The sequence below is a fragment of the Exiguobacterium sp. SH31 genome, from assembly GCF_001816105.1.
Lineage (GTDB): Bacteria > Bacillota > Bacilli > Exiguobacteriales > Exiguobacteriaceae > Exiguobacterium > Exiguobacterium aurantiacum_A.
Map to the genome: position 1 here is coordinate 1 of NZ_LYTG01000093.1, position 13913 is coordinate 13913.

The following is a 13913-nucleotide window of genomic DNA, read 5'->3' on the forward strand; positions in this document are numbered from 1 at the left end:
CGTTTTTTGTCGACTCCCTTCATATTTAACAGTTCAGGTTTTTTTAGCCGCGGCTAGAAAAGCGGGAAGCTTTTATCATGGAAACAGCCTGAAAATTTAAGCTATACTCATGAGGAAGACGTGATGGCGTCAAATGAACTTAATATTTGATGCCATCGTTGTAAGACTCTGTTCGAAGGAGGAATTTTCTTGTCGGTGTTACATTTAGCTATCTTATTGCCGCTCCTCGCGGCACCGTTCATCCCGTTTTTGTTTCGGGCGTTGAAACGGATCCATACGGGCTGGTTCGTACTGGTCGTCCCGGTACTCCTGTTCGTCTACTTCTTCCGCTTCATCGGAATCACGAGTGCGGGAGACGTCGTGAGCGAAACGGTCGAGTGGATGCCGTCGCTCGGGATCAACTTTACTGCTTACGTGGACGGGCTTGGACTACTGTTTGCCCTCCTCATTACAGGGATTGGGGCGCTCGTCGTCCTGTATTCGATTTACTACTTGAACAAAGATAAAGAGTCGCTCGGGCACTTTTATGTGTACTTGCTTCTCTTCATGGGTGCGATGCTCGGTGTCGTCCTCTCGGATAACATGGTCGTCATGTACATGTTCTGGGAACTCACGTCGATTTCGTCGTTCCTGTTGATCGGGTATTGGTATGAGAAAGAACGCTCTCGCTATGGGGCCCGCAAGTCGATGCTCATCACCGTGTTCGGTGGTCTGTCGATGCTCGGCGGGATCGTCATCTTGGAGTCGATCGTCGGATCGTTCAGCATCCGCGACATGGTCGCGAATCAGGCGCTTATCGCCGAAAGTCCGTTCTTCGTCGCCGCCATGATTTTGATTTTGCTTGGGGCGTTCACGAAGTCGGCGCAATTCCCGTTCCACATCTGGTTGCCGGACGCGATGGAAGCACCGACCCCGGTCAGTGCGTACTTGCACTCGGCGACGATGGTCAAGGCCGGGCTCTACTTGGTCGCCCGGATGAGTCCGGTGTTCCAAGAGTCGTCACTCTGGCTATGGATCATCGTCTCGGTCGGAACGTTCACGTTGTTCTGGGGATCATTCAACGCCGTCAAACAGACGGACTTGAAAGGGATACTCGCGTTCTCGACGGTCAGTCAGCTCGGTCTCATCATGTCGCTGCTCGGCCTTGGCGCCGCGGCGCTTCACTATGACGGGATCGACGACAACATCTTCATGGTCGCGACAATCGCGGCCATCTTCCACTTGATCAACCACGCCACGTTCAAAGGATCGTTGTTCATGATGGTCGGGATCGTCGACCATGAGACGGGCACGCGTGACATCCGCAAGCTCGGCGGTCTCATGACCGTCATGCCAATCACGTTCACGATCGCCGTCATCGGCTCATTGTCGATGGCCGGGTTACCGCCATTCAACGGCTTCCTCAGTAAAGAGATGTTCTTGAAGGCGACGACGAAAGTGTTCTCGATGGACTTCTTCGCGCTTGATACGATTGGGATCTTGATTCCTGTCGTCGCGTTCATCGCGAGTGTGTTCACGTTCATCTACAGCTTGATCATCTTTACGCGGACGTTCATGGGGAAAGCCAAGTTCGACGAATTACCGAAACAGCCGCACGAGGCACCGATCGGGATGCTCATCCCGCCGGCGATTTTAGCCATCCTCGTCGTCGTCCTCGGTTTCGTTCCGAACGTGTTGTCGAACTCGCTCATCAAGCCTGCCGTCGAGTCGATCTATCCGACGCTCGTCGCGAGCGGGCAAGAGGTCAAAGTCGACATTTACTTCTGGCACGGACTTACTCCAGAGCTATTCATGACGCTCGGGATTATCGCCCTCGGGACGCTCATGTTCTTCATGATCAACAAGTGGATGGGGATCTACAACCATATCCCGAACCGGTTGACGCTGAACGGCATGTATGACGGGTCTCTCGTCTGGTCGAACAAAGCAGCTTACCGTTTTAAAGACAATTACATGACCGGATTCATCCGGACCTACTTGATCTACATCTTCCTGTTCTTATCAGGGATGCTGTTGTTCTCGATGTACTGGTTCGACTTGTTCAACTTCTCGTTCGGCGAGATGGAGGCTGTCGCACCGTATGAATATGTGCTCGGGGCGGTCGTCATTTTGGCGGCGCTCGCGATTCTGTTCATGGGCTCACGCCTGCCATCGATCATCTTGCTCGGGGTCATCGGCTATTCGGTCGCCTTGTTCTTCGTGTTCTTTGGAGCACCGGACCTCGCCTTGACGCAGCTCGTCATCGAGACGGTATCGGTCGCCTTGTTCTTGCTCGTGTTCTATCACATGCCGGAGATCAGCAGAAAAGAAGTTCGCATCAAATTTAAAGTGGAGAACGCGATCGTGTCGGTCATCGTTGGGGTGACGGTCATGTTGCTCAGCTTCATGGCACTATCGAACCGGTCGTTGTCTTCGATCTCTGAATATTATAAAGAGAACGTCTACGACTTAGCAGCCGGGAAGAACATGGTCAACGTCGTCCTTGTCGACTTCCGGGGCTTTGATACACTGTTCGAGATCGTCGTCCTCGCCATTGCGGCAATCGGGATCTATACGATGATCAAGTTTAGAACGACAGAACGCACGAAAGGAGCACATGAACATGAATCGGAAAAATGATCAAGTGAATGACGTCATCTTACAGACGGCTGCGGTGATCATCTTCTTCATCATCATCATGTTTTCAATCAACCTATTCTTCGCCGGGCACTATTCGCCAGGCGGCGGGTTTGTCGGTGGATTGATGACGGCTGCTGCTCTCGTGTTGTTACTGCTCGCGTTCGACTCGAAGACGCTTGCGAAAGTTTTACCGTTCGACTATCGGATCATGACGGCACTCGGGCTTGTCATCGCGATGCTTACATCGCTTCACAGCATATTTTGGGATCGTCCGTTCCTGACACACGCTTATGACAAGTTCGATTTGCCGCTCCTTGGTGAACAGACGCTTCACACGGCCATCGCCTTTGACTTAGGCGTCTACCTTGTGGTCATCGGTGTGACGATGACGATCATTCAAACGATTGGAGAGAGTGAATAATGGAAATCTTCGTTAGCATCATCATCGGGGTACTGACGATGAGCGCGGTCTACATGATTCTCTCAAAGAGTTTGTTGCGCATCATCATCGGTACCGGCCTGCTCAGTCACGCAGCCCACTTGCTCGTCTTGACGATGGGTGGACTGAAGACGGGAGCGGCACCTGTCCTCGTCGACGGGGTCACGGAATATACTGACCCGCTGCCGCAAGCGCTCGTCTTGACGGCGATCGTCATCAGCTTCGGTGTGACGGCGTTCTTCTTGGTACTCGCTTATCGGACGTATCAGGAGTTGACCACGGATAATATTGAGGAAATGAAAGGAACGGAATCGAATGATTAACTTACCGATCTTTCCGATTGTCATCCCTGCACTTGCGGCCGTCATCCTGATGTTCGCACCGAAACAGGTACGCCTACAACGTGTGATGGCACTCGGGGCTTTACTTGTCACGTTAGCGGTATCGGTGTTGCTCGTCTTCACCGTATCGCAAGACGGTATCTTGACCGTCAACCTCGGGAATTGGCCCGCACCGTTCGGAATCACGCTCGTCTCGGATATGTTGTCGGCGCTGCTCGTCACAACATCGACGTTGATCGTATTCTTCATCGTCTGGTTTGCGACGCATTACTTCTCGGACGCTTATGAATCGAACTACGTGTACGTCGCGATGTTATTTTTACTCGTCGGTGTCAACGGCGCCTTCACGACGGGCGATATTTTCAACTTATTCGTCTTCTTTGAAGTCTTCCTCATCTCTTCGTACGTCTTGATCGTACTCGGTGGGAAAGGCGTCCAGTTGCGCGAGTCGATCAAATACTTGCTCGTGAACGTCATCGCGTCGGCGCTGTTCGTCATGGCCGTCGCACTTCTTTACGGCGTCGTCGGGACGCTCAGTCTCGCTGACTTGGCACAGAAGATTCCGCTCGTCGAAAACCAAAACGTCATCACCGTCATCGGTGTCTTGTTCGTCATCGTCTTCGGTATGAAAGGGGCGCTCGTCCCGTTGCACTACTGGCTGCCTGGATCGTACGTCGTTGCCCCGACGCCGATTCTCGCAATGTTTGGTGCCTTGCTCACAAAAGTCGGCGTCTATTCGATCTTACGGACGTACACGCTCTTGTTCGACACAGGGTCGTTCATGCAGACGTTCTTGATCGTGCTTGCCGTGCTGACGATCGTCATCGGGATGACCGGGGCGATCGCCTATAACGATGTGAAGTTGATCATCATCTACAACATCATGATCGCGGTCGGCGTCATCCTTTACGGGATCGCTCTCAATACGCAGACGTCGCTCGAAGGGGCGCTCTACTATTTGATTCACGACATGCTCATCAAGGCCGCCTTGTTCATGCTCGTCGGGATGATGATCGGGATCACCGGTTCCGGTCAACTTCGCGACATGGGTGGATTGATCACCCGGTTCCCGCTGTTCGGATGGACGTTCTTCATCGCCGCGTTGTCACTCGCCGGCATTCCACCGCTCAGTGGCTTCTTCGGTAAATTGTTGATCGTTCAAGGCGGGGTGGCCGACGGCGACTTGTTCGGCCCGCTTCTCATCTTGCTGTCGAGCTTGTTCGTCCTGTTCTCGGTCATTAAGATTTTCCTCTATGGCTTCTGGGGAGAAGAGAGACGCGTCTATGACGGTCCGCTCGTCCCGTATATGAACCGACTCATCGTGCCGACGTTGTTACTCGTGGCAGTGGCCGTCGCGTACGGATTCGGGGCCGAGGCGATGCATCCGTTTATTACCCAGGCAATCGAACCGCTTGTCGACCCGGAAATCTACATCGATGCCGTGATTAAGGAGTGATTTAGACATGGCTTACCAACTACTCATCAACTTTTTCTTGGCGTTCATCTGGATGTTCTTCACGGGTACGTTCACGACGAGCGGGTTTCTCGTCGGTTACTTGCTCGGGTTGCTCGTCATCTTCATGATGCGGCGGTTCTTCAAATCTGAAGGTACGGGCTTTTACTTCACACGTGTGATCAAGCTGTTCAAGCTGTTCTTGATTTTCGCACGTGAGCTCGTCATGGCGAACTTCGAGGTGTTACGTCTCGTTTTGAGCCCGAAATTGAAGATTCAACCTGGTATCTTCCGATATGAAACGTCACTGCGCTCGGGTTGGAAAATCAGCCTGTTGTCGATGCTGATCTCGCTCACACCAGGGACGCTCGTCGTCCAAGTCTCGAAAGATAATAAAATACTTTATATCCACGCGCTCAACATGCCGGATAAAGAGGCGCTCAAACGCGACATCTACAATAACTTTGAATCAACCATTAAGGAGGCGACGGAATGAGCATATTAGATATTTTAATTTACATTGCGCTCGCCATTCTTTTGTTTGCTATGCTCGGTATGCTGTACCGAGTCGTCAAAGGGCCGACGACAGCCGACCGCGTCATCGCGCTCGACTCGATCGGGATCGCGTTGATCTCGGTCGTCGCGCTGTTGTCGATCTTGCTCGATACGACGATCTTCTTCGAGGTTATCCTCTTGCTCAGTATCCTCGCCTTCATCGGTACGGTGGCATTCTCGAAATTCTTAGAGAGAGGGGAGATCATCCAACATGACCGCGACAACGATCTTTGATATATTGACCGGCGTCTTCACGATCATCGGAGTGTTCTTCACGGTCGTTGCGGCGATCGGTCTCATCCGTTTGCCGGACGTCTATTCCCGGACGCACGCGGCATCGAAGTCGGCGACGCTTGGCGTCATGTTCGTCTTGTTCGCGGCGGTGCTCCACGTCTGGGTCGACCAACGTATCTTCGATGCGCGCCTCTTGCTCGGCTTGTTCTTCGTCTTGTTGACCGCACCGGTCGGCGGACACTTGATCGCTCGGGCGGCTCACTCTAATGGCGTCGCACTTTGGGAGAAGTCGTTACAGGACGCGCTCAAAGAAGATAAGGAAAAAGGGATCGAATGACGAAAGGCTCTTCCATACGACATGGAAGAGCCTTTTTTTTACATCAAGTGTGTCAAATCAGAGGCGGACGTCGGATAGGCGAACTCTAAGTGCTTAACGTGTTGATGGCTGATATTGTTTTGTATAATGAACGAGAACAAGTTGATGAGCTCGGGCGCGTGTTGCCCGATCAAGTGAGCGCCGATGACGTGGCCGTCTTTGCTGAGCAAGACGCGCGAGAAGGCGGTCGCATCATTGACCCGTTCATACGTAAGAAAGTGGGACATGTCATTGTCCCTGCATTCATAGTCGATCCCGAGTGATTTTGCCTCGTCGACCGTCAGACCGACTTTGGCGATTGGCGGCGTCGTGAACACGACCGTCGGGGCCGGACGCTCCGGCAATGGACGTGTGTTGTTCCGCAACAGGTTAAGGGCGGCGATCCGTCCTTCTTGCCCGGCAAACGGGGTGAGCGCCGGGTTCGGACTTTTGGCGACGTCGCCGGCCGCATAGACGTTCGCGTTCGTCGTCTGTAAATAGCCGTTGACGGTGATCCCGTCCTTGTCCGCCTCGATGCCGGCCGCATCCAACCGCAGCCGCTCGATGCTCGGGATACGACCCGTGGCGTTAAGGACGAGCCCTTCTAGGGTAGAGTCATCTGATAATGTCAAGATGTTCCCGTCAAGCTTGACGGGCTCGAGCCCGAACCGGACGTCGATGCCGATGTGGATCGTCTCATCGATGAGCCGCTTCACAATTTTTCGGTCGAATTGTTTAAGTGCCCGCGACCGGATGAGGAGCGTGACAGCGCTGCCGAACCGGCGGAGAATGTGCGCGAACTCGAACGCGATATATCCGGCACCGACGATGGTGATCCGCTCGGGCACGTCCTCAAGGTCGAACACGTCGTCGCTCGTGATGGCGTCTTCACCGCCTGGGATGTCGAGTGCGCGCGGAAGTTGGCCGGTCGCGATCAAAAATTGATGCGCCGAGATCTCATGGCCTTCGATGACGATCGAGTCCTCATCGATAAAGTGGGGCTCGCCCTCGTATAAGTCGATGTCATCTTCTTTCCACTTGTGCATCTTCGTCGTCGGGATGGCGAAGCGGTATTCATCGACACGTCGCTTGAAGGCGTGCCAGTCGAGCGTGATGTCTCCTTTGACGCCGAGCGGTTTCATGCGTTCGACTTTGGAGATGAGTTCCGCCCCTTCCGCGAGCATCTTTTTCGGATCGCACCCGCGTTGCGGGCACGTCCCGCCGAACGTCCAATTTTCGACGATGGCAATCCGTTTACCGGCGTCGCGTAAAACGCTCGCGGCTTGGCTCGCTGCCGAACCGCTGCCGATGATGATTACGTCATATCGTTTCATCAAAAACCCTCCCTCTGAGACTACACCAATTTTTTCCCGTCTTGGAGGAAGCTAAACTGAGGTGATAAAATTTGAGTCAAACTGACCACATTAAACATAAATTGGCGCTGCTCCCGGACGAACCGGGCTGTTACTTGCATAAGAACGAGTACGGTGAGATCATCTACGTCGGGAAAGCGAAAAACTTAAAGAACCGCGTCCGTTCGTACTTTACCGGGGCGCACGATATTAAAACGATGCGTCTCGTCGCCGAGATCCGTGACTTCGAATATATCGTCACGGCGAGCGAGCTCGAGGCACTCTTGCTCGAGATGACGCTCATAAAAAAACACGACCCGAAATACAACATCCGGTTGAAAGACGACAAGTCGTATCCGTATATTAAAGTCACGAACGAGCCGTACCCGCGGCTGCTCACGACACGTAAGTTGAAACGGGACGGCGGCCATTACTTCGGGCCATACCCGAACGCCTACGCCGCCAACGAGACGAAACGGTTGCTCGACAAGCTGTATCCGCTCCGGAAATGTCAGCCGATGCCACGGAAGCTCTGTCTGTACTACCACATCGACCAATGTCTCGGTCCTTGTGAACTCGCCGTCGACACCGACGAGCAGAAGTCGATCGTCCAAGAGATACGCCGTTTCTTGAACGGGGAGACGAGCGAGACGCTCGCCAAGCTCCAAGTCGATATGCACCAGGCGGCCGAGGATATGCAGTTCGAGCGGGCGGCCGAGCTCCGCGATCAGATCCGGGCCGTCGAATCGATCATGAACAAACAGAACATGATCACGGCCGACCCGACGGCGCGCGACGTCTTCGGCTATACGCTCGACCGGGGCTGGATGTGCGTCCAAGTGTTCTATATGCGCGGCGGCAAGATGATCGAACGCGACGTCTCGTTGTTCCCGCTCCACGGAGAACCGTCAGAAGAACTCGAGAGCTTCATCGTCCAGTTCTATGAGCAGAACGTGTTGCCGAAAGAAGTACTCGTCCCAGAGATTGTCCGGATCGACTTGTTAGTCGAGGCGCTCGGGACGAAAGTGATGCAACCGAAACGTGGGGCGAAACGACAGTTGCTCGAGCTCGCGACGAAGAACGCGGGCATCGCCTTGAACGAGAAGTTCGAACTGCTCGCGCGTGATGAAGAGCGGACATTGCTCGCGATGCGTGAACTCGGTGAGGCAATCGGTATCCCGAACTTGTCGCGCGTCGACATCATCGATAATGCCAACATCCAAGGGGCTGACGCCGTCTCGGCGCTCGTCGTCTTTGAGGACGGCAAGCCGCTCAAGAAAGAATATCGGAAGTACAAGATCCGGACCGTCCAAGGACCGGACGATTACGAGACGATGCGCGAAGTCGTCCGCCGCCGTTTCCGGCGATTGTTGACCGAGGACAAACGTCTGCCGGATCTTCTATTGATCGACGGGGGACTCGGCCAGTTGAACGCCGCCCTTGACGTGTTGCAGAATGAGTTCGGCCTCGATTTGCCGGTCGGATCGTTGAAGAAGGATGACCGACACCGGACGAGCCAGCTTCTGTTCGGTGAAGGCGGCAGTGTCGTCGAATTGAACTCGCGGTCAAGCGCGTTCTATCTGTTGCAACGGATGCAAGACGAGGTTCACCGTTTCGCCATCACGTTCCACCGCAGCTTGCGGACGAAGAAGATGACGCAGTCGGTGCTCGACGATATCCCGGGTGTCGGACCGAAGCGGCGTCAGCAACTGATCCGTCATTTCGGGTCGATGAAACAGATTCGTCTCGCCTCGCTCGAACAGTTGAAAGAAGCGGGGCTACCTGAAAAGCTCGCCCAAATCGTGCTTGAGCATGTGCATGAGGAGACAGATGAATAAGAAAGAGCCGATGCGGTCGCATCGGCTCTTCTTATTCGTACGTATCTTTTCGGTCTAATTGGACGGTGATGTGGACGGCCTGACGCCCCGGGTCGGCATAGCCTTCAGCGACGCATTGGAAACGCCCGGCAATCTGTTCAGCCAAAAATCCAGCCTCAAGCTGGTAATACCCGTTCGCTTTCGCTTGGGTCGCAGGCGGTGGGATGAGTTCGAACACGAACTTGCTCTCTTTCTCTTTCACGAGCGTCAAATCTCCCCAACCGGCTTCCGAGAAGAACGCAGTCAGTTCTTCATTCGGCATCGTCGGGAATTTGCGGGCGACCCGTTTTCCGGACCAATAGATGACTTGGGCGTAATCGTCCCCAAGCAAATCTGTCAACACATAGTCGCGAAGTAGTTCGATCGCGAAAGTGGGTTGGCTCATCGTTTCCATCTTATTCCATCACTCCAATCTTTCTATACTATTATAACGACAAATTTGGATTTGGTCACCGGGTATTTTCTAAAAGAATGTGGGACAAATCGGCTAGGTTATCTTGTCATACAAATTTCACAAGAGTAGAATAGGAGACAGAAAGCTATATTTACATTTGAAAACGCTTTTATTTACAAAACGAGCCAAGGGCTCGTGAAAAGGGGGAACTAGAATGGCAGCGCGTCGTGACTATTTCAGTCGTAAAGTCCATTCGCTACTTGGGGTCATTCCAATCGGCCTGTTTTTGATCGTCCATTTGTCGGTCAACTACTATATCGTCGATGGGGTGGAATCGTTCAACAAGGCAGCAAAATTTATGGAGAGCTTACCGTACTTGTACTTCCTTGAAGTGACAATCATCGCTTTGCCGATGATTTTCCACGGTGTGTACGGCGTGTATTACGCCTTCCTCGGTTCGATCAACACGAACCGATACTCATACGCGCGGAACTGGATGTACATGATCCAACGCTTCACGGGCGTATTCCTCGTCATCTTCATCGCGTGGCACGTTTGGGAAACGCGCTTGGCGAAGTTGCGTGGCGTCGAGGTCAATGCGGAGATGATGCAAAACATCGTCGACAATCCGCTCATGCTCATCTTCTACATAGTCGGGATCCTCTCGGCTACGTTCCACTTCGCGAACGGTCTCTGGTCGTTTGCCATCACGTGGGGAATCACACAGTCGCCGCGTTCACAACACTTCATGAGCTACGTCTCTGGAGCCGTGTTCTTGGCACTATCTTTTGTCGGCATCCGTTCAATCTTGACGTTCGCGGGCATCTTGTAATAGGGGGAAATGTATATGGCAAATCAAAGTTTGATCGTCATCGGTGGCGGTCTAGCTGGACTCATGGCGACAATCAAGTCGGCAGAGATGGGTGTTCCGGTTAAACTATTCTCGCTTGTACCGGTCAAGCGTTCACATTCAGTTTGTGCTCAGGGCGGCATCAACGGAGCCGTCAACACGAAAGGGGAAGGGGATTCTACTTGGCAACACTTCGATGACACGGTTTACGGCGGGGACTTCCTTGCCAACCAACAGCCAGTCCAAAAGATGGCGGAAGCGGCACCGAAGATCATCCACATGTTCGACCGGATGGGTGTCATGTTCAACCGTACGCCGGAAGGTCTGCTCGACTTCCGCCGCTTCGGGGGCACGCTCTATCATCGGACGGCTTACGCCGGCGCGACGACAGGGCAACAGCTCTTGTACGCACTAGACGAACAAGTCCGCCGCTTCGAGGCGCAAGGTCTCGTTGAGAAGTATGAGGGCTGGGAGTTTCTCCGTGCCATCGTTGATGAAACGGGTATTTGCCGCGGTGCGGTCTGTCAGGATTTACGCTCGATGGAAATTAAAGCGTTCCCATCGGATGCGGTCATCCTCGCGACAGGCGGCCCAGGTGTCATCTTCGGTAAATCGACGAACTCGGTCATCAACACAGGGCAAGCGGCCGGTGCGGTTTACCGCCAAGGTGCAGTCTACGCCAACGGGGAGTTCATCCAAATCCACCCGACGGCGATCCCAGGGGACGACAAGCTTCGGCTCATGAGTGAGTCGGCGCGTGGAGAAGGTGGACGTGTTTGGACATACAAAGACGGAAAACCTTGGTACTTCCTTGAAGAGAAGTATCCGGACTACGGAAACCTCGTACCGCGTGACATCGCGACACGTGAGATTTTCGAAGTCTGCGTCAACCAAAAGCTCGGCGTCAACGGCGAGAACATGGTCTATCTCGATTTATCGCATAAAGATTCGAAAGAACTCGACATCAAGCTCGGCGGTATTCTTGAAATTTATGAGAAGTTCGTCGGCGACGATCCGCGTAAAGTACCGATGAAGATCTTCCCGGCCGTTCACTACTCGATGGGCGGACTATGGGTCGACTACGATCAAATGACGAACATCCCAGGGCTGTTCGCAGCCGGCGAGTGTGACTATTCGATGCACGGGGCGAACCGTCTCGGCGCGAACTCACTCTTGTCTGCCGTTTACGGCGGGATGGAGGCCGGGCCTGCGGCGGTCAACTATATGCGCGGTCTTGACCAAGCGACCGAGAGCGTGCCAGAAGCGCTCTTCAACTTCAACGAACGTGAAGAAATCGAGCGGTTCAATGACATCCTTGCGATGGAAGGTACGGAGAACGCCTACCAGATTCACCGGGAACTCGGCGAACTCATGACCGACAACGTCACGGTCGTTCGTTACAACGATAAGCTCGAAGCGACAGACTTGAAGCTACGCGAGCTACGCGAACGCTACAACAACATCTCAGCGACCGATACGGCGCGCTGGAGCAACCAAGGTGCCTCGTTCATCCGTCAACTCGACCACATGCTCGACCTCGCGCGCGTCATCACGCTCGGCGCCCTTAAACGCGACGAGAGCCGTGGCGCTCATTACAAACCGGACTTCCCGGAACGGAATGACGAGTTGTTCATGAAGACGACGATGGCACGTTACAACGAAGGGGAAGTCGATATCTCGTTTGAAGAGATCGACGTTTCGTTAATCCCGCCACGTAAACGGGATTACTCGAAGAAAGGGGCGAAGACGAAATGACGACGCCGATGCAGTCTGAGCATAAAGATATTCGTTTTATCATCGAACGCCAGGACGGTCCGGATCAAGCGACCTACTCGGAAGAGTTCTCGGTCCCATATCGTCCGAACATGAACGTCATCTCGGCGCTCATGGAGATCCGCCGCAACCCGGTCAACGCTGAAGGCAACAAGACGACACCGATCACCTGGGACATGAACTGTCTTGAGGAAGTGTGCGGCGCTTGTTCGATGATCATCAACGGCAAGCCGCGCCAGTCGTGTACGGCGCTCGTCGATAAACTCGAGCAGCCGATCCGCCTTGCTCCGATGAAGACGTTCCCGGTCATCCGGGATCTTCAAGTCGACCGTCAGCGCATGTTCGACGCTTTGAAAAAAGTGAAGGCGTGGGTACCAATCGATGGCACGTACGATCTCGGTCCAGGACCACGGATGCCAGAGAACAAACGTCAATGGGCGTATGAGTTATCGAAATGTATGACGTGCGGTGTCTGCCTCGAGGCTTGCCCGAACGTTAACGACAAGTCGAACTTCATCGGCCCGGCCGCACTCTCACAAGTCCGTCTCTTCAACTCGCATCCGACCGGCGCTTTCCACGCGGAAGAACGTCTCGAAGCGCTCATGGAAGACGGGGGCATCATGCAGTGCGGAAACGCGCAAAACTGTGTCGAGGTTTGTCCGAAAGGAATTCCGCTCACGACGTCAATCGCCGCGATGAACCGTCAGACGACGCTTCACTCGTTCAAACAGTTCTTCGGCAGCGACAAAGGTCGTACCGGTTCTGCGGTCGAGGCGTAACGTTTGCCGATGTCAAAGTATTTTCGGGAACCCGGTTGGGAAACGCGTGTCAGGTCAGGAATCGAGCTCGACGTCAAAGTCCGTTTTTCGGAGTGCGACCCGTACGGCCATATGAATAACACAATCCCGTTCATCTATTTTGAGGATGCACGGATCGAGCTGCTCGAAGCGACAGGATTTTCCTTGAAAGACGGCTTCGTCGTCGTGGCGGACGCCCAGTGCGATTACGTCCGACAAGTGATGCCGCGGCAACAGTTGAAGGTGTATGCCAATGTCTTGACGGTCGGAAACACTTCATGTGATATTCATTACGGCGCATATGATGGAGATCAACTCATGTTCGCGGGCCGTACGAGCCTCGTGCATTTGTCAAAATCCGGTCGTCCGGCCGAATGGACTCCAGAATATAAAAATCGCTTGCAGAATTTTTGCGAATCCGCTATCATTTGATAATGAGTTCACAAACAAAAATTTCTGCCGGTTCGCCTGCAGAATTCAGATTTGAAGGGAGACTATCACGTCATGGAAAAAACATTCACAGTCGTTGCTGATTCAGGAATCCACGCTCGTCCAGCTACTCAGTTGGTCAACACAGCTTCTAAGTTCCAATCAGATATCAACCTTGAGTACAATGGTAAGACAGTTAACTTGAAGTCGATCATGGGTGTACTTTCACTCGGAATCGCTAAAGATTCAACAATCAAGATCACTGCAGCAGGTGACGATGCAGAAGAAGCGGTTAACACGCTTTCTGACATGCTCACTAGCGAAGGTCTTGCTCAGTAATTCGAGCAACGGACGAGGCGGCCAATCGGCTACCTCGTCTTTTTTGTTTGTCATGACACCGTTTCTTTTTTGGATACGGCTTTTTTGGTAAGATAGATGGGAATGG

Annotated in this window: 15 protein-coding genes; 13 read left to right on the forward strand and 2 right to left on the reverse strand. The window is 53.4% G+C overall.

Going from position 1 to position 13913, the window contains the following annotated elements; all coding sequences use genetic code 11:
* Positions 1-189 precede the first annotated feature (189 nt).
* The 7 genes from A6395_RS12900 to mnhG are packed head-to-tail and all read left to right on the forward strand — an operon-like array spanning position 190 to position 5978.
* Complete coding sequence (locus tag A6395_RS12900) at positions 190-2619, forward strand: Na+/H+ antiporter subunit A (protein ID WP_071399341.1); 2430 nt, start codon at positions 190-192, stop codon at positions 2617-2619.
* Complete coding sequence (locus A6395_RS12905; RefSeq protein ID WP_071399342.1) at positions 2603-3040, forward strand: Na(+)/H(+) antiporter subunit B; 438 nt, start codon at positions 2603-2605, stop codon at positions 3038-3040. Before A6395_RS12900 ends, A6395_RS12905 begins: the two co-directional genes overlap by 17 nt.
* Entirely contained in the window at positions 3040-3381 is a 342-nt protein-coding gene (locus tag A6395_RS12910) for a Na(+)/H(+) antiporter subunit C (RefSeq protein WP_071399343.1), read from the forward strand. Before A6395_RS12905 ends, A6395_RS12910 begins: the two co-directional genes overlap by 1 nt.
* Positions 3374-4855 carry a Na+/H+ antiporter subunit D gene (locus A6395_RS12915; RefSeq protein WP_071399344.1) on the forward strand — a complete coding sequence of 494 codons (1482 nt, stop codon included), beginning with the start codon at positions 3374-3376 and terminating at the stop codon, positions 4853-4855. The genes A6395_RS12910 and A6395_RS12915 overlap by 8 nt, the downstream gene beginning before the upstream one ends.
* 7 nt (positions 4856-4862) lie before the next feature.
* On the forward strand, positions 4863-5348 hold the full coding sequence (locus A6395_RS12920) for a Na+/H+ antiporter subunit E (protein ID WP_071399345.1): 486 nt from the start codon (positions 4863-4865) through the stop codon (positions 5346-5348).
* The gene (locus tag A6395_RS12925; RefSeq protein ID WP_173647396.1) at positions 5345-5641 is read left to right on the forward strand and encodes a Na(+)/H(+) antiporter subunit F1; all 297 of its coding nucleotides are present in this window, start codon (positions 5345-5347) and stop codon (positions 5639-5641) included. Before A6395_RS12920 ends, A6395_RS12925 begins: the two co-directional genes overlap by 4 nt.
* On the forward strand, positions 5619-5978 hold the full coding sequence (mnhG, locus tag A6395_RS12930; RefSeq protein WP_071399346.1) for a monovalent cation/H(+) antiporter subunit G: 360 nt from the start codon (positions 5619-5621) through the stop codon (positions 5976-5978). Before A6395_RS12925 ends, mnhG begins: the two co-directional genes overlap by 23 nt.
* 38 nt (positions 5979-6016) lie before the next feature.
* Here the strand turns inward: mnhG and A6395_RS12935 are convergent, their stop codons facing one another.
* Positions 6017-7330 (reverse strand): dihydrolipoyl dehydrogenase family protein, encoded by a 1314-nt coding sequence (locus A6395_RS12935; RefSeq protein WP_071399347.1) that lies wholly within the window; start codon positions 7328-7330, stop codon positions 6017-6019.
* A gap of 71 nt (positions 7331-7401) precedes the next feature.
* Between A6395_RS12935 and uvrC the strand changes: the two genes are divergently transcribed.
* Positions 7402-9186 (forward strand): excinuclease ABC subunit UvrC, encoded by a 1785-nt coding sequence (gene uvrC / locus A6395_RS12940; protein WP_071399348.1) that lies wholly within the window; start codon positions 7402-7404, stop codon positions 9184-9186.
* A gap of 31 nt (positions 9187-9217) precedes the next feature.
* On the opposite strand, the gene A6395_RS12945 is transcribed toward uvrC, so the two are convergent.
* Positions 9218-9610, reverse strand: coding sequence for a YslB family protein (locus A6395_RS12945; protein WP_236637606.1), 393 nt, complete (start codon positions 9608-9610; stop codon positions 9218-9220).
* 223 nt (positions 9611-9833) lie between these two features.
* Here A6395_RS12945 and A6395_RS12950 point away from each other — a divergent pair, with 223 nt between their 5' ends.
* The 5 genes from A6395_RS12950 (at position 9834) to A6395_RS12970 (ending at position 13807) form a co-directional block, all read left to right on the forward strand.
* Positions 9834-10451, forward strand: a complete 618-nt coding sequence (locus A6395_RS12950; RefSeq protein ID WP_071399350.1) for a succinate dehydrogenase cytochrome b558 subunit — start codon at positions 9834-9836, stop codon at positions 10449-10451.
* Positions 10452-10466: 15 nt separating this feature from the next.
* Positions 10467-12224, forward strand: coding sequence for a succinate dehydrogenase flavoprotein subunit (sdhA, locus tag A6395_RS12955; RefSeq protein ID WP_071399351.1), 1758 nt, complete (start codon positions 10467-10469; stop codon positions 12222-12224).
* 8 nt (positions 12225-12232) lie between these two features.
* Positions 12233-13021 carry a succinate dehydrogenase iron-sulfur subunit gene (gene sdhB, locus A6395_RS12960; RefSeq protein WP_173647397.1) on the forward strand — a complete coding sequence of 263 codons (789 nt, stop codon included), beginning with the start codon at positions 12233-12235 and terminating at the stop codon, positions 13019-13021.
* Positions 13022-13030: 9 nt separating this feature from the next.
* Positions 13031-13471, forward strand: coding sequence for an acyl-CoA thioesterase (locus A6395_RS12965; RefSeq protein ID WP_071399382.1), 441 nt, complete (start codon positions 13031-13033; stop codon positions 13469-13471).
* 72 nt (positions 13472-13543) lie between these two features.
* Positions 13544-13807 carry a phosphocarrier protein HPr gene (locus A6395_RS12970; protein ID WP_021066838.1) on the forward strand — a complete coding sequence of 88 codons (264 nt, stop codon included), beginning with the start codon at positions 13544-13546 and terminating at the stop codon, positions 13805-13807.
* The last annotated feature ends 106 nt before the right edge of the window (positions 13808-13913 follow it).